The following is a 15,555-nucleotide window of genomic DNA, read 5'->3' on the forward strand; positions in this document are numbered from 1 at the left end:
CACCTTCATAACAACGGATTCATGGTGAGTGCGGGGTGTTCCACCTGCGCCATCCATGCCATGAGACCTTCCGCATCATCCGTTATGGTCTCGTCCGCGATCTTGTTCCAAAGATCGGGCATGCCTATGTCCTCACATCTTCTTTGGAACTGCTCCTTGATGAGGTCCTTCAGATGCTTAGGCATCCATGCGATCCTTGCTATACCGCCTTCGGCGGATATGAATTTCTCGCTTGTGATGTATTTCCTTCCGATGCCCATGAATCCAGGCGTTTGGCGTCCTCCACCTATACTTCCGGCCAATGTGGAGAACTTCATGCCCACTGGAGTCATCCCTGGGAAGTCCCTGTCGACAAGTACCACTGCTTGCATATCCACGGTCATCGCTGCAATGACCTCGAAACAACCGCACGAGGTCATGGGGGCGTCCATCAGGCTGTACATGCATATCCTCTCGATGTCACCATGGGATGCTGATGATATCATGTCGTTGATGCCTCTGAACTCACCCTTGTCGATATCTATAGCATCCTCCTTCTTCAGGGGCTGGTTCGGACCGTTCGGTGAGATCTCGTGTCCTGCCTTGGCATCCAACCAGTTTATGGCACCACAAAGTCCGATCCTTTCAGGGGATACGATGCATATGTGTGCGGGAGCGAAGGATTGACACATCGTGCACGTGTAGAAATCATCCACCAGGTCGTCCTTCAGACCCTTCATCCTCTCGTCCCTTCTATCATATGCCTCCTTGGCTTCGGGCATACGTCTCTGTATCTCGGACTCATCGGTGATGATGGTCGCTTGTACCCTTGTTGCGATACCGCCGAACTCTTCTTTCACCTTATGTACCAATATCTTTCCGAGATCGGCGAGTTTGAATCCTGCTTCCTTGGCCTTGTTGCTTATCCTGACCCAATCGGAGTCTCTCTGTCCTGCATGCCATACGCCTTGTGCGAAGTTGATTGAACTGTGGAATCTTCTCTCTATGACGGGTTCGAGATCATCATGCATATCCTTCCCATACACTTCGACGATCATCGCCAAAGGTATGATGGAACCTGCTTCGAAATCATCGATCTCCTTCCCGATCATCTTGATGGAACCATCCTCGATGGAATCCTCGTCCTTCGACAGCAATACCTCGAACGCTGTGCTCCTCGTTCCTCCAGCTTCCACGTATGTATCGGGTTTCCTGATGAGCTCGCCCTCGAACGATGGCCCATATGGTACGGGTAGTTCGATGGGTTCGACATTGATCACTATGCCTCTCTCTTCGATACCCGTCTGTATCGAACTCAGATGATCCTTGCAGACCTTCACCGCACCAGGTATCTCTGGGAGGTTCTGATCGGTCACTATGCAAGCGCTGTGTTTCAAGGCGGCGAATGCGAACGCCGCATCCAATGCACATAACGGGCCTGTCTGTATCACGAACACCTTCGGACGTTTTTTCAGATAATCTGATAACCTCTCGGCGTCGCCACCAGCGACGTTACCGAATGTGAGTGCTGCCCTGACAGCGAAGTTCAATGCGTGAACGGTACCTGTGAACATCCCGACGGGATACAGCATCCTGTCGAGTCCCATCTCTATGCCCTGTCTTTGGATGAGTGCAGGATAATCTCCGGAAGCTATCGCCACCATCCCTTTGCCCTGAACACTCCTGATCATCGCGCTGACGTCCTCTCCGGATACATGCCCTCCGAGGAACACCGCTGCACCAGGGATCGTATCATCGACTAAAGGCAATCCCAATGCTCTGAGGACACGGTCTGGGATGAATCCGTTGCCTTTGCCGTTGAGATATGCTATCGCTTCGATTATATCCGCGGCATACATCGCATTCTCTCCAGCGACCATACCATCCTCGACGGATGATTCTCCAGCTGTAGGCAGTGAGTCAAGGAATTCCTTGGCCTTCTCCAATGTGAGATTCTCTATCCCTTTCCATGCGAATATCGCCGGCAATCCGTATCCTGTCTCGGGATACACCAGCTCAGCATCCGCGCCGTGGGTCGCCATGGCGTCATCCACCAATCCCTTCGCCATCTCAACGATGGCATTCGAACCATCGGCCGCCATCGAGAGCAGGCGAGGTACGTCTATCTCATGATATGTCTTCAGTGTGCGATCGAGCAATGCATCATCCTTGATGCCGTACATCGATCTTATCTCGTTGCGGTCCATGTCAATCTCACCTCAGAACTCAGTGAATTCCTTGAGTTCAAAAATCCCATTCATGTTCTCCAATGCGATGGGGAGTTCCTTCCTCATCTTCTCCACGGAGTAGTTACTGTTACTGAAATCCGCCACTAATTCCAACGTGGTGGTGTGGTAGCAGATCTTGATCCTGCTGAACACGGATATCAGGTTCACGTTCGTCGCGGCTATCCAATCGAGCACCTGTGTCGTAGCGCCAGGGCAATCCGGTATCTCGATGACCATCTTGACGAGTTTTGTCTCATCCTTGAAGAATGTGACCGAAACTATCCATGATGATACGTCAGCGACGATCAGTACGTGCTTCCCGTCGATATCCTTGAGTATGTCCCCATATTCGGGTGCGAGGTCGTATGCGCCGCCTTCGAACACGACAGGTGTGGCGCGTTTCACCTCATTCTTCTGTTTGGAGGGTTCTGTACGGAAGACACGGCCGATATCCGCAGGTTTGACCTCTATGTGGTCTATTAGCGATACGGATGGATCGTTCTTTGCTTTCAGTTCATCGAAGGTCTCTTTGAGGATATCCATCTCTCCGACGAAGCTGAGGTCGGCCAATACCTTCCAAACTATGGTCGTGTCTGAAATCCCGTCCAATGAGATCGAGTTCAGGATGTTTATGCTCCTGTCAGCAAGGAATCTTGCACTCTGTGCACTTGCACCAGGTACATCCTGCATATAGACGGTGATGTTCGTCAGTGTACGGTAGTTCTCCTGTGGGAACATCGAGAGCAGAAGCTCGTACTTCTTTGGACCTTTGTCGACGTATTCGAAAAGTGTGCTATATACGAATCCGCCTTCGACTATGCCCATCATGTCCGACATCCTATTGTCGAGCATGATCTTGGTTCCGTTGACCTTCGAAAATTCCCAGTTCTTCATGAGGACCCTCTCTGATGAGGACGGAACACGTTTCCTCATATATCCTTTCGCGTGACATTCTTGGGTGAGGCGAACGGGCGGGTCCACGGAGGGTGTTCCTCATCAGCATATTCGAGCTCTCTGATGAAGTTCACAAGACCGTCGTCAGAGTCTAGGATCGTGAGGATATCCTCAGGTATGCCGCCGAATCTTCTCTCTGAACCCGACATGTGCAAAGCTTTCTCTATCATCGCAGCTATCCTGCGCAATTCGACCTCTGCTTCCTTCAATGCTGTGATCCTCTCTTCGGGCGTCATCTTCTCTTCCTGCTGAATGAGTATCTTCCAGGGACATGTTTCGTCGTGCCGATGGTGTACGGACATACATCGCATCTCCTGCAGACTTCTATGGTCCTTCCGTCCAACGTGCTGTTCATGACCGATGTCATGCCTCCGCCGCAGACAGGACAGACGGTAGGTAATTCCCCTTCGGATTCGTTATACGATATCGACAATACCAGCATATCGTTCTTGATGGCGAGTCTCCTTATCCTTTGGCCACTGATGCGGTAGTTGCCTCCGGATCTGTTCAGCTCATTGGAAACGAGCTCCACCATCTCCCTTTGGGACCTGACCTGAGGGTGCCTGTACATCACATAGAATATGGCATCGATGACCTTCTCGTCACTGGGTATGCTGTACGTCATCACATCCAGTATATTGATATCTATATTTATGCAATCGTTAGTCTTTTAAGTGAAATCGTACATCGCACGTCCGTTGCGAGAGTAGCCGAGTTGGCCAAAGGCGCAGGACTTAAGATTCTGTCTTGTAGAAGTTCGAGGGTTCGAATCCCTTCTCTCGCACCATCCCATCATCGTGTTATGATTCAGCGTGAACTCTCAATCTCCACCAGATTCCGATTATGTGTACCTATCCTTGTGAAAATACTTGGAAAACGTACATTTTAATCTTCCGAACTTTATGGAAAACGTACAAATTTGCTCTCTGAACTTTATGGAAAACGTACAAATATTCGTAAGCACTTCTTCAGAATGATGACTGAGGCAGTATTCAAACGAAAGGCATATGATGTCCTGAAAGAATGGAAGGACAGGTCAAGAGGTTCAACGGCCATGCTCGTCGAGGGCGCCAGAAGAGTAGGTAAGACGACGTTGGTCAGAGAATTCGCTAAGAATGAATATGCTTCGAACATCATAGTGGATTTTTACAAAGCTAACGATGAGGTGAAGGAGTTATTCAAGGATTTGAACGATCTGGATGATCTCTATCGCGGTCTGCAATTGTACTATGATACGAAACTTAAGACGAGGGATTCAGTGATAATCTTCGATGAAGTTCAATTGTTCCCTCGGGCAAGAGAGGCCATCAAGGCATTGGTGCAGGATGGGAGGTATGATTTCATCGAGACCGGTTCTTTGGTATCGATAAGGAAGAATGTAAAAGACATTATCATTCCCTCAGAAGAGGAGAAGATGAAACTCCATCCTCTGGATTTTGAGGAATTCCTGTGGGCTAAAGGTATCGATACATTGCCTCTTCTCTACCCGTACTATGAAAGAAGGACCAAGGTAGAGGATAATGTACATCATCACATGATGAAACTTTTCAGAGAGTATCTTGCCGTTGGCGGCATGCCCCAAGCTGTTCTGAAGTATGTGGAGGGTGAGAACTATCAGACCATTGATAAAGTTAAGAGAGACATAATCCAATTGTATTTGGATGATTTCAGAAAGATGGATCCTAGCGGAAAACTTGGGAGATTCTATCTAGCAATACCATCGGAACTCTCGAGTCAATCCACTAGATATAAGATAACAGGAATCACTTCCAACGGGAGGTTGAAGAGGGAAAGGGAGTCATTCTACAATCTTGAGGATTCGCAGACTGTTCAAATATGTCAACATATCAGCGATCCGAGGGTGGGCCTTACGACCACAATTGATAAAGATTTCTTCAAGATGTTCACGGAAGATACAGGATTGTTCGTCACTTTATGTTTCTATGACAAACAGTTCTCAGAGAACATCATATATCAAAAACTAGTCAGCGGAAGACTTTCGGCCAATCTAGGTTATGTCTATGAGAATGCTGTCGCGCAAGCGCTTACTGCAATCGGGTTCAAGCTCTATTACCACACATTCAAGAAAGAGGGTGATGTGAAGCATTCCTATGAGATAGATTTCATGACAGCAGTAGGCGATAAAGTGCGCCCCATAGAGACAAAATCATCATGTGCGACTTGTCATAGATCATTGGATGCATTCATGTCTGGAAACGGTCTGAAGATCGAGACGCCTGTCGTGATCTCCCCTAAGAATCTGAGCTATGTGGATGGGATACTGTATCTTCCAGTGTACATGACACAATTCCTCGATGGAAAGGATTACGGATCCAAGGATGTGGATGATTCATTCGTGGAGGATTTCGATCATGATGATTGGATACCAGTCGATGATGGATACATCCTCTACATCAAAGGGAGTGTCCACAGGAAGAAGAAACCTGTCGTATCCATATATGTCCGGAGGAAGGGCGGAGGTACCAATCAGATAGATGCCTCAATAGAAGTGGATCCAAGACGTAACATCAAGATATCCAATGACGAAAGGTCCAATTGTACGGTAAGGATCTCGGAAGGAGATGGCCATGTATCCGATTGATGCCATCGAGTAAAAGATTCCCATGAAATTCGATATGAACTCCATCCAAATTACAATGGAGTCCGTTCATAATCATTACTAAAGATTGATATCCTTCAATCAAGATGCTTGCCTCAAGGTGTTTCAATGGATAACACATTCAAGATTCAATTGTTAGAGACCACAGCTGCATTGATCACAGCCGCATTCGGTCTGGTCGCAGCTCTAGCATGGAATGAGACGATAAAGTCGATCATCGAAGTCTGTTTCTCTTCAGATGACACGATCTGGGGCAACCTGATCTACGCGATCATCGTCACCATCATCGCAGTCGCAGCCACGATGTTAATTGCCCGCTCCATCGGAAAGCTCAAGGCCATCGAGGCAAAGAAAGAAGAGAAGAAAGGATGCGACAAGGAGTAGTCCTTCTTTTTTCGATAAACTAATTCAGGCGATGGTCCGACCATCGCCTTATCCAATCCTTCATTCTATATTTCTTATATTAATCGTGTAATATGTGCGTAGCACTGACGACCGATTCTCGCTATGTGCGATACGCGAAAGAATCCGTCATATGATCTCAATTTCTATGGATTCGTCCGCGTTGTTTATATAGGGTTTCATAAATGACATTTGCGGAGTTATAATCTTGGTAGTTTACAAAAATTCGTCCAACAACAAAGTGCCTGCAGAAAAAGACCATGGCAACAACGGTCCTAACGGTAACGGCGGAAGGCCCGCATCGACACCCAATTCACAGAAGGGCAAGGTAAGGACGAAGGAAGCGACTAAGAGACAATCCATGCTCAACACCCATAAGCTGGCCCCATTCAAGTACGATATGAATGAGATATTATCCAACACACAGATGGATGAAGCTAAAGCATCTGCATTTCTTGCAACCTTGATCGCCAAAGCATCACGTCTCTCGACCAAAGAAGCGAAGGAATTCGTCAGGGGTTTCATGGATTCCGGCGACCTCACAAAGGACGAATGCGATAAGATAAACAGGCTCATGGACAAGTACAGCAAGTACCGTTGAGCTCTAAAACCTATCAACTTTCTTCCAATCTGATTGTTATACTATAAAAAACGGTACGTACAATCAGATTCCGTTTTTTCGTTTTTACAACAATGTTTCATTAATTCGAAATTAATGGAATTAAGTTTTATTTTAACCGTTTGAGAATATACTAAATGTAACAAAGTTGCATTTTTAAGTCGAATAGCTATATATATCGTAGAAGACCTACACCAGTCCGGGATTACAATGGGCTATGAAGAATTATTCCCAACAAACGATCTCAAAGGCTGGCATGCAAATGCAGCAAAGAGATTCGCAAGTCCTTTCGTGGACAACTACCACGACAGAATAGACGTGGATCCTATTATCCTGTCTAACGCTGCCGTTCAGTGTGGTTTCACCATCAGGGACTTCTATGAGAAACCTGAACTCGGTATCCACTCAGTCGGATACATCTCTGAACTTTTCGACCTTCTGCCGGTTACACACTGGTTCTTCTCACTCCCGTGGATCAGAGATCTCGGAATCACATTGGAGTACAAGGACACTCTGCCGCCAGTTTCCACAGGACCTATAATCAGCGAGCCTGAGGAAGTCGAGAAACTCGAGTCGATCCCCAAGGACAAACTCAAGGGTGGAAGCACAGATACACTCTTCCACAACCTCTATGGATACGTTCAGAAGAACCTCCCGCACACACTCGTTCCCATCTCATATGGTTTCGATCTTGCAGGAGCAGGTGCAGAGTTGTGCGGTGTCGAGAACTTCATCATGTGGACATTCACAGAGCCTGACATTGCTCACAAGCTCCAGAAAGTCTACGTCGACACATCGATTAACGGAGCAGACCTCCTTTCCGACACATACGGAATGGCAATGCTTATCGTCGGATCAGTTCTCGCGAACAACGATATCTTCTCAGATGAACAGGTTGAGGAGTTCTCTGCAAAACTCATGCACTACTATGTAGATCAGTGTTTCAGAAAGGGAGCAGGACCTCAGATCTTCTATCACCTCTGTGGTAACCACGAGACAGACTACAAGGTGTTCAAGAAGAACCTCGTATGGTCACCCTTCAACGTTCTGCACATAGGATACATGGGACAGAAAGAGTTCCCAACACAGATCCTCAAAGAAGAGTTCCAGGATGTCACAACCATCATGGGTTCAGTCGATACGAAACTCATGATCCAGGCAAACCCCAAGAAAGTCTACGACAGGGCAAAGGAGACACTCCTTGCTGGACGTGACGCAAAGAAGGGTTACATCCTCGGTACAAGCTGTGAGACGCCTCCGTACACCATTCCCGGACAGCTCCTTGCACTTACAAGGGCAGCCAGAGACTTCGGTACATACGGAACATGGTGAGGTGAGAAAGATGGCTACAATTTCAGCAGCAGTGAAAGAGATCATCGAGAAGAGAGGACTCAAAGAGGCAGACATCATCGGTATCATTGATGGATGCGGTGACGACAAGATCTTTAACAAGGAGAAAGGTCTCTACATCGCAAAGAAAGAGATCGGAGATGCAACAGTTTACGCAGTCTTCGATGAGGCAGGCGATGTCAAGTCGGCATACAGCCACAAGATGAAGATCTTGGACATCGTTCTCCCTGGAGAAGAGGATTCCGGATGGGTCTACGTCAAGAACGGCCAGCCGCTCAAGAACGGACACACCAACCTCACATACCTCGGTGCAACAAGGTCTGGACCTTCACTCACTGAGCCCGTATCAGGAAACTCCTGGTTCGAGGAGTACCTCGCAGTCGGTGCACTCACCACAGCTGAGGGACTGTTCCAGCAGAAGAGAGCATAAGCTCGCATTCTGTTCTCAAACCACAAACCTTTTCCCTTTTCCTTATTCTTTATTTGAAATTTCAAACGGTACAATCAATTATATCATTGGATTGTATTCGCCCTCTTATCGGGATTTGCTATGGTCGATAAGATTGGAGAAACGAATACCTTATGCCCCGTTTGTATGAAGACAATCAAGGCTGAGAAGATCGCAGAGGATGATGTTGTCTACATCGTCAAGACATGTCCAGAACACGGTTCATGGAAGGTAAAGATATGGAATGGTGTCGAGCACTACAAGTATCTATATGAATTCGCAGCCGTACCAAAGACCCCCGAGAAGTTCGCAGTACCTCAGATAAAGGACTGCCCTCATGATTGCGGTCTCTGCAATCAACATATGCAACACTCGTGTCTCAACGTGGTCGAGGTCACGAATCATTGCAATCTCAATTGTCCAATCTGTTTCGCAACAGCGAATGGGTGCGGATATGATTATCATCCCGATATGGAGACCATCCGCGGAATGTTCAAGACAGTGGTGGATTATGTCAAGAGCCCCAGGTGCATCCAATTGTCCGGCGGGGAACCTACTGTCAGGGATGATCTTCCAGAGATCGTGAGGATGGCCAAGGAGATGGGCATCGAACATGTTGAGGTCAACACAAACGCAGTACGTATCGCAAAGGATATCGAATATCTCAGGGCACTGAAAGAAGCAGGCGTAGATGATTTCTATATGCAATTCGACGGTACGAAGGATGATATCTATCTTCAGACCCGTGGTAAATCGCTGTTCGAACTGAAGGAACAGGCCATTGCTAACTGTGCCGAGGTAGGTATCGGGATAACATTGGTCGTCACAGTATCTCCGAACATCAATTTAGACCATGTAGGAGAGATAATCAAGTATGCGGCAACCAAAGTGCCTACCGTGAAAGGTGTTCACTTCCAGCCAATATCATATTTCGGCCGTTATCCTGTAGATCCTGAGAACAATGATCGTGTGACCATACCCGAGTTAGCACAGGCCATAGAGAAACAGACCAAAGGTATGTTGAAGGCGGATAACTTCATCCCCACCTCATGTTCCAACGTACATTGTGACATGAAGTCATTATCTGTGGTATTGCCTGATCATTCACTCTTCCCGCTCACAACGATGGCATTGGGTCCACCGAAGAAGACCGATGATGTCGCAGATAAGACCAGAGGAGAGGTATCCCAATTCTGGAGATTCATAGAGAATTCCATGGATGGCGAGGATGAGAATAGGAGTGATGACGGTTCATGGAGAACATTCGTCTCACGTGCGAAGACTCACTATCTCACAGTATCCGCAATGGCATTCCAGGATGTTTGGACCGGTGAGACCGACAGATGGGAGCGCTGTTGTATCCATGTGGTCACATTGGATGGCAGATTGATACCATTCTGTCTGTTCAACGTAACCAACAACGAAGGAGAGACATTGTACAGGAAGAAGACGTTCTGTCAATGAATGTTGTCAGATGGTCGTTCGTGACAGAGCGAACGATCATCTGAAAAGTCCTTTTCAATAGGTTTATCTTCTGTAGTATCCGAAAGAGTTGTGGTAGTTACCAACGATTCCTCTCATGTAATTCGACAAGAATTTCTCTTTCTCTTTCGTGTTAACGATGAATCCGTTGATAGGGAACTCCATATCACAGTGGACACATCTCACATACTTGCAGTTCTTATTTGCTTGCGGACATGCCCTGCAAGCGATAGCCCTGGACTGGAAGAGGCTGAACTCTTTTCCGCAGTTCGGACATGTGAACCTATGTGTCGAAGAGAGCAACTGAGGTGTCACACCTGCTCTTGCCATCTCTGGTGTCAAGGTCATAATCTATTCCTCCGACTGTCCCTTATGGCTGAAGCAGTATTTACATTGAACGGGGTATCCACCACATAATCACATAGATGTCGTCATGTGTAACGAATAATGCGTACTGGCTCTAGAACTGTTTATATGATGGTATGGGCATCGTGACCAACATGGGCGCATGGGAATCGATGAAGATGTTCATTGTTAGGCGCAGGTTGTTGTCCAACCTGGTGCCTGCGGATTGTAAGACACCATTGGAAGAATGGATCGCTGTGAAGACACGCATGACCTTCAAGAAGAACAAGGAATTGCGTGAACGCATAGGCAAGAACGTCTTGGACGATGTGACAAGGAAGGATTTCGACGAATATCAGCTCTTCCGTTTCAGAGAGCAGATGAAGTATGTCGAGGAGAATTCCCCATACTATAGGAACAAATTCAAGGATGCAGGCGTGAGACCAGAGGACATCAGGACTTGGGAGGATCTGGAGAAGGTGCCCTTCACGGAACCTATCGATCTCGCCGAGAATTCCATGTATTTCTATGCGGTCTCAAGGACCAAGATGGCTACCGAGTTCACCACCACAGGTACGACGGGCCACAGGAAATTCATAGGGTACACCACCAACGATCTGGTCTCAAAGATCGATATCGTGGCATCCGCATTGAAGAATGTGGGCATGGGTTCGGATGATTCGCTCCATATCATGTTCCCTCTTGTCGCAGCATGGGACCCGAGTCTGATAATGGTCGGCGCATGTAAGATCCTCGGATACGGTTCATCGGTCTGTTCCGACGCGGATGTCAAGAAACAATATGATATCATCAAAGAATCAGGTGCGACATACATAATCGGATTGCCATCTTTCATCTATCGCGTGACCGTTCTCATGGGAGAAGGGTGCGATCTCAGATCATTGGGGATAAGGAAGATCATCTCCACATCCGAGCCTCTCTCAGAGAGTATGAGGAAGATTTTGGAGGATGCTTGGGGCTGTAAGGTGTTGGACGTCTGGGGTATGACGGAGTTCGGTCTCGCTTGCGCAGTGGAATGCGATGAGCAGGATGGTCTGCATACAGATGAAGCAAACTTGCTCTTCGAAGTGATCGATCCAGAGACATTGAGGCATGTGCCTGATGGACAGAAGGGAGAATTGGTCATAACGTCGCTCAATGCCGAAGGAACGGCATTGATAAGATACCGCACACATGATATCGCAGCGATGATCGCACCTCCATGTGCTTGCGGATGCAAATTCAATAGGAAGTTGATGAAGCCCTGCGGTAGGATGGATCTTCAATTCAAGATAGGGATGGGTCACAAGATCTATCCTGTATTGTTCGATGAGGCTATATTCATAGACAAATCCGTGGTGGACTATCAGGTCAAGATAACGAAGGACGGTTACAAGGATCTGTTGACATTCGATGTGGAGGCAGAGCATCCATCGGATGAATTGGCCGAGAGGATAGTGTCTGCAGTATCCAATATCATGGAGGTCAAAGAAGGCATCGAAGAGGATCTGGTCTCTGTACCCAAGATATCTTTCGTCAATGTGGGCACTATGCAATATGCAGTGAAGGCCAAGAAGATCATTGACCTTAGGGATAACAAAGATTGAATCGATGCAGGGAAACCTGCATCAGATCTCAATTTCCTTTTGCAGCAGCGATAACATCTCTGAGGATGTTCTCATCGTGACATTTTTCGACGAATGTACCTGTGACGATGATGTCCGCACCAGCTTCCCTTGCGGCTTTGGCCTTCTCTGGTGTGTTTATGCCTCCGCCGATTATCAACGGGATGTCGATCTCATTCTTCACAGCTGAGATCATTTTAGGATCTATGGGTACATCCGCACCGCTTCCTGCTTCGAGATAGACGATATCCATACCTAGGTACTGTGTTCCCAAGGCTGCAGCTACAGCGCTTTCGATGTCATCCCTCTTGATGAGTTTGGCTTTACCAACCTCACCGACCTTCATCCCAGGTTCGATGATTATGTAGCCCATCGATATTGGCTCTATGCCGATCTTCTTGATTATCGGGGATGCATAGATCTGTGCACCGATGACATATTTCAATTCGGTGGAATTGATCATGCTCATGAAGTACAATGCGTCACATTTCGTGGAAAGTGCATGCGGGCCTGCAGGGAAATAGATCGTTGGCAAGCCGGTCGCTTTCTTTATGGCGACTGCGGTAGCATCGACATTCTCAGTAGTTATGCCTGTTGAACCACCGATCATTATCGCATCGGTCCCTGCTTCCTTGCATCTGAGAGCTATCTCTGCTGCTTCCTCAGGAGTCTGTTTGTCTGGATCCAAGAGGGCCATGTGCATCGTACCTTTCTTGATTCCATCCAATATGTATTGTTTTACTGACATCAAATCGCTCCTGACCGGATGATATCAAAGCCACCACCAGGTGAACTCCGTCACTTTCCGTGACCTATGTGGGTCTTTGAAAAGGATGGTTGCGGCGTATATTAAATATTGCATGTTGTGAAAACACTTGATTTGATAAATTCACTCAAGGATTTTCAATGCAGTGATGTTCCAATATCGTTTCATCCTCGACAGTTTCGTGAGTTCACAATTCCTTTATCGATACTTACAACTGTTTCCTAAATGTGTGATAATGTCTGGAGAGTGATCCGTGCACTCTTTGTATGAACATGCTCTCGAGTTGTAACGTGTCGCTGCTTATCGGATGCGGGAGCACGACACTGACTGCAGAACCAGGTTTGAGCGTATCATCGAATGCAGTCATCGCCCTTGCGTATATGCTCTCGATATCCTCTCCTCCTGTGCATGTGGACCTTCCATAGGGCGGGTCGCACACAATGGCATCCACCTCTCCGAATCTGTCGTGGATGTCGGATATGTCGGAGACATCGAAATCATGGAGTTCGAGATCATAGAAATCCATATTCTCCTGTGTACCTGCGATCATCTCGGGGTCGAAATCCGATGCGATCGCTTTCATCCCCATGAATGCCGCCTCGATCACAATCCCTCCAGTACCGCAGAACGGGTCGAGGACAGTACCTCCTTTCTTTACACCGGTAAGGTTGATGGCGGCCCTAGCGAATCTGGGGTGGAGTGATATCGGTGAGAAGTATGGCCTCTCACCAACTTTGCGTGTCTCGAGTATGTTCCTGTCGATGACCTTCTCAGACAGATATACGTGGATGCGATCACTCATCAGGATGAATACTTCCTGCTCAGGATCCTTCAGTTTGACATCATTCTTTCTTGACAATGATGCACCGAGTTTTCTTATGACGTCCTGTGAATCGATGTCCTTCATCATCCCTTCAAATCTTTTGCATCTGACGGCGAAAGAGCCTTCAGGGATTTCGATGTCCTCGAATCCTGAGAGATCATCCACATCGAATGAACCGAGATGACGTCCCATCCTGTGTGTCAATGATATGCGGTCCGCAATGGGTTGTAGGAGATCCTCATCGAATGATGCGATCACATAGCCTGGTCCAATCTTCTCTATCTGATGATCATCCGCCTCGGCTTCAATGCATTTCACAGCTTCGGCTGTACACATCGTCTTGTGTTCGCCAGATAATTCGAAAAGGAAAGAGGGCTTCACGCCCCCTTCAATGTGTTTTAGTCTTTAATACCATCCTCGGTGACCAGGAACACTGCCTCGCCTTCAGGGAGGTTGGGTGAGTCGATGAGCCTTGCCACCCTCTTGCCTGCCTTCCCTTTGCGGAGGTAGACACGGAAGGTCGCAGTGTGTCCGACGATATGTCCTCCGATAGGTCTCGTCGGGTCTCCGAAGAATGCATCTGGTTTCGCTGCGACCTGGTTCGTCACGACTATCGCAGCGTTGTTGAGCGTCGCGAAGTTGAGCAGGTCATGCATGTGTCTGTTCAGGACCTGTTGCCTCTCTGCCAAGGCACCTCTTCCTACGTATTCCGCTCTGAAGTGTGATGTGAGCGAATCGACGATCATGAGTCTGATCTTCTTCTCCTCTGCGAGCTGTATAGCTTTCTCCACAAGGAGCACCTGGTGTTGCGAGTTGAATGCTCTCGCGACATGGATCCTTCTGAGTGTCTCTTGCGGGTCCACACCAAGGTATGTTGCCATCTGTATGATCCTCTCAGGCCTGAACGTGTTCTCGGAATCGATGATCACGACATCTGAATCGAGTCCTCCCATCTCTTCGGGAAGTGTCGCATTGACTGCAAGCTGGAAACATATCTGTGTCTTGCTGCTTCCGAACTCTCCGAAGAACTCCATGATGGATTGGCTTTCTACGCCCCCTCCAATGAGTTCATCCAATGCTTTCGATCCTGTCGTCAGCTTCGTTATCTGCTTGCGCCTTTCGAGAATGTCCTCTCCGGTCTCGAAACCGCCTATGTCAGCACATAGCTTCGCTCCTTCGATGATGTCCATTGCCTTCTTCTCACCGATCTCACATTTCTCCGAGAGATCCGCAGGTGATGCCACGGCAATGGCCATGATGTCCGAATAACCCGCTTCTTGGAGTTTCTCTGCTATAGCTGGTCCTACTCCTGGTATGTCTTCAAGGGTCTTTGTGGCCATTGTTTTTCACCATCCCATATGACATCAAATTAGTATTTAAACGAAATCAGGGGGTCACCGATTGATGAAAATAATCGCTGTACGAACATCATTCGCACTTATGGTATCGATAAATGTATTGTTCGTGCAATAATGTTTATAAGCCGAATCAGGATTGGGTGCTTGATGGCAAAGAAGAGGCGTATCATCGAGAAGGAGGTCGAAGAGGAATATGAGTTCATACCTCCCGAGTTCGATGAGAAGGAGTTTATTCTGAAGGACATCTATGGCACGAAGGTACTGATGGCTGTCGCATTGTTATCCATCATCATCGGGATACTGTGCTCATGCGTTCAGAAAGCGTTCGGCGATTCCCTCGGTCTCTGGATTGGTTTGGCATTGCTCTTCCTCTCCATGTTCTGTCTTCCGAAGATACTTGGTTTCTTCAGATTGAAGGCTGAATATCTGGAGCAGAAGACGATGATCGGGAATTACATCCTGTTCATCCTTCTTGGATTGGGCGTATGGATCCTGATGGTCAATGCACCATTCGCGTGACCTAAAACCACTTAACCTTCATGGTTTCTATCGAATC

Annotated in this window: 16 protein-coding genes and 1 tRNA gene; 9 read left to right on the forward strand and 8 right to left on the reverse strand. The window is 47.6% G+C overall.

Annotated elements, in window-relative coordinates; translation table 11 throughout:
* Window positions 1-5: 5 nt before the first annotated feature.
* From acsB to ACI2NF_RS03725, 4 genes are read right to left on the reverse strand one after another with little or no spacing between them, the layout of a single operon-like run.
* The gene (gene acsB, locus ACI2NF_RS03710) at window positions 6-2,186 is read right to left on the reverse strand and encodes an acetyl-CoA decarbonylase/synthase complex subunit alpha/beta (protein WP_400211085.1); all 2,181 of its coding nucleotides are present in this window, start codon (window positions 2,184-2,186) and stop codon (window positions 6-8) included.
* Window positions 2,187-2,198: 12 nt separating this feature from the next.
* The gene (locus ACI2NF_RS03715) at window positions 2,199-3,140 is read right to left on the reverse strand and encodes an ACT domain protein (RefSeq protein ID WP_400146698.1); all 942 of its coding nucleotides are present in this window, start codon (window positions 3,138-3,140) and stop codon (window positions 2,199-2,201) included.
* Window positions 3,137-3,397 carry a hypothetical protein gene (locus tag ACI2NF_RS03720; RefSeq protein ID WP_400146701.1) on the reverse strand — a complete coding sequence of 87 codons (261 nt, stop codon included), beginning with the start codon at window positions 3,395-3,397 and terminating at the stop codon, window positions 3,137-3,139. The genes ACI2NF_RS03715 and ACI2NF_RS03720 overlap by 4 nt, the downstream gene beginning before the upstream one ends.
* Window positions 3,394-3,786, reverse strand: coding sequence for a hypothetical protein (locus ACI2NF_RS03725; protein WP_400150444.1), 393 nt, complete (start codon window positions 3,784-3,786; stop codon window positions 3,394-3,396). Before ACI2NF_RS03725 ends, ACI2NF_RS03720 begins: the two co-directional genes overlap by 4 nt.
* A 75-nt stretch (window positions 3,787-3,861) precedes the next feature.
* On the opposite strand from ACI2NF_RS03725, the gene ACI2NF_RS03730 reads away from it, so the two are divergent.
* The 7 genes from ACI2NF_RS03730 (at window position 3,862) to trsS (ending at window position 10,064) form a co-directional block, all read left to right on the forward strand.
* Window positions 3,862-3,948 (forward strand) — tRNA-Leu (locus ACI2NF_RS03730).
* Window positions 3,949-4,137: 189 nt separating this feature from the next.
* Window positions 4,138-5,763 (forward strand): ATP-binding protein, encoded by a 1,626-nt coding sequence (locus tag ACI2NF_RS03735; protein WP_400146704.1) that lies wholly within the window; start codon window positions 4,138-4,140, stop codon window positions 5,761-5,763.
* A gap of 126 nt (window positions 5,764-5,889) precedes the next feature.
* A complete protein-coding gene (locus tag ACI2NF_RS03740; protein WP_400146706.1) occupies window positions 5,890-6,165 on the forward strand; it encodes a DUF5654 family protein in 276 nt (91 codons plus the stop codon).
* Window positions 6,166-6,391: 226 nt separating this feature from the next.
* The gene (locus ACI2NF_RS03745) at window positions 6,392-6,784 is read left to right on the forward strand and encodes a hypothetical protein (RefSeq protein ID WP_400152642.1); all 393 of its coding nucleotides are present in this window, start codon (window positions 6,392-6,394) and stop codon (window positions 6,782-6,784) included.
* A 228-nt stretch (window positions 6,785-7,012) separates the two neighbouring features.
* Complete coding sequence (locus ACI2NF_RS03750) at window positions 7,013-8,134, forward strand: uroporphyrinogen decarboxylase family protein (protein WP_400148293.1); 1,122 nt, start codon at window positions 7,013-7,015, stop codon at window positions 8,132-8,134.
* A 10-nt stretch (window positions 8,135-8,144) separates the two neighbouring features.
* Window positions 8,145-8,582: a hypothetical protein gene (locus tag ACI2NF_RS03755; RefSeq protein ID WP_400151193.1), complete on the forward strand. Its 438-nt coding sequence runs from the start codon at window positions 8,145-8,147 to the stop codon at window positions 8,580-8,582.
* A gap of 120 nt (window positions 8,583-8,702) precedes the next feature.
* Window positions 8,703-10,064: a radical SAM (seleno)protein TrsS gene (gene trsS / locus ACI2NF_RS03760; RefSeq protein ID WP_400148289.1), complete on the forward strand. Its 1,362-nt coding sequence runs from the start codon at window positions 8,703-8,705 to the stop codon at window positions 10,062-10,064.
* 63 nt (window positions 10,065-10,127) lie between these two features.
* Here trsS and ACI2NF_RS03765 read toward each other — a convergent pair whose 3' ends face one another.
* Window positions 10,128-10,430, reverse strand: coding sequence for a hypothetical protein (locus ACI2NF_RS03765; protein ID WP_177971858.1), 303 nt, complete (start codon window positions 10,428-10,430; stop codon window positions 10,128-10,130).
* A gap of 134 nt (window positions 10,431-10,564) precedes the next feature.
* On the opposite strand from ACI2NF_RS03765, the gene ACI2NF_RS03770 reads away from it, so the two are divergent.
* On the forward strand, window positions 10,565-12,034 hold the full coding sequence (locus ACI2NF_RS03770; protein ID WP_400211086.1) for a phenylacetate--CoA ligase family protein: 1,470 nt from the start codon (window positions 10,565-10,567) through the stop codon (window positions 12,032-12,034).
* A 28-nt stretch (window positions 12,035-12,062) separates the two neighbouring features.
* On the opposite strand, the gene ACI2NF_RS03775 is transcribed toward ACI2NF_RS03770, so the two are convergent.
* From ACI2NF_RS03775 to radA, 3 genes are all read right to left on the reverse strand, one after another.
* On the reverse strand, window positions 12,063-12,800 hold the full coding sequence (locus ACI2NF_RS03775) for a geranylgeranylglyceryl/heptaprenylglyceryl phosphate synthase (protein ID WP_400148285.1): 738 nt from the start codon (window positions 12,798-12,800) through the stop codon (window positions 12,063-12,065).
* 226 nt (window positions 12,801-13,026) lie between these two features.
* Window positions 13,027-13,977: a methyltransferase domain-containing protein gene (locus ACI2NF_RS03780; protein ID WP_400148283.1), complete on the reverse strand. Its 951-nt coding sequence runs from the start codon at window positions 13,975-13,977 to the stop codon at window positions 13,027-13,029.
* Between the two features lie 62 nt (window positions 13,978-14,039).
* A complete protein-coding gene (gene radA / locus ACI2NF_RS03785) occupies window positions 14,040-14,981 on the reverse strand; it encodes a DNA repair and recombination protein RadA (protein ID WP_400148281.1) in 942 nt (313 codons plus the stop codon).
* Between the two features lie 165 nt (window positions 14,982-15,146).
* Here radA and ACI2NF_RS03790 point away from each other — a divergent pair, with 165 nt between their 5' ends.
* On the forward strand, window positions 15,147-15,518 hold the full coding sequence (locus ACI2NF_RS03790) for a hypothetical protein (protein ID WP_400148279.1): 372 nt from the start codon (window positions 15,147-15,149) through the stop codon (window positions 15,516-15,518).
* The last annotated feature ends 37 nt before the right edge of the window (window positions 15,519-15,555 follow it).

The organism is Candidatus Methanarcanum hacksteinii (assembly GCF_964305265.1).
Classification (GTDB): domain Archaea; phylum Thermoplasmatota; class Thermoplasmata; order Methanomassiliicoccales; family Methanomethylophilaceae; genus Methanarcanum; species Methanarcanum hacksteinii.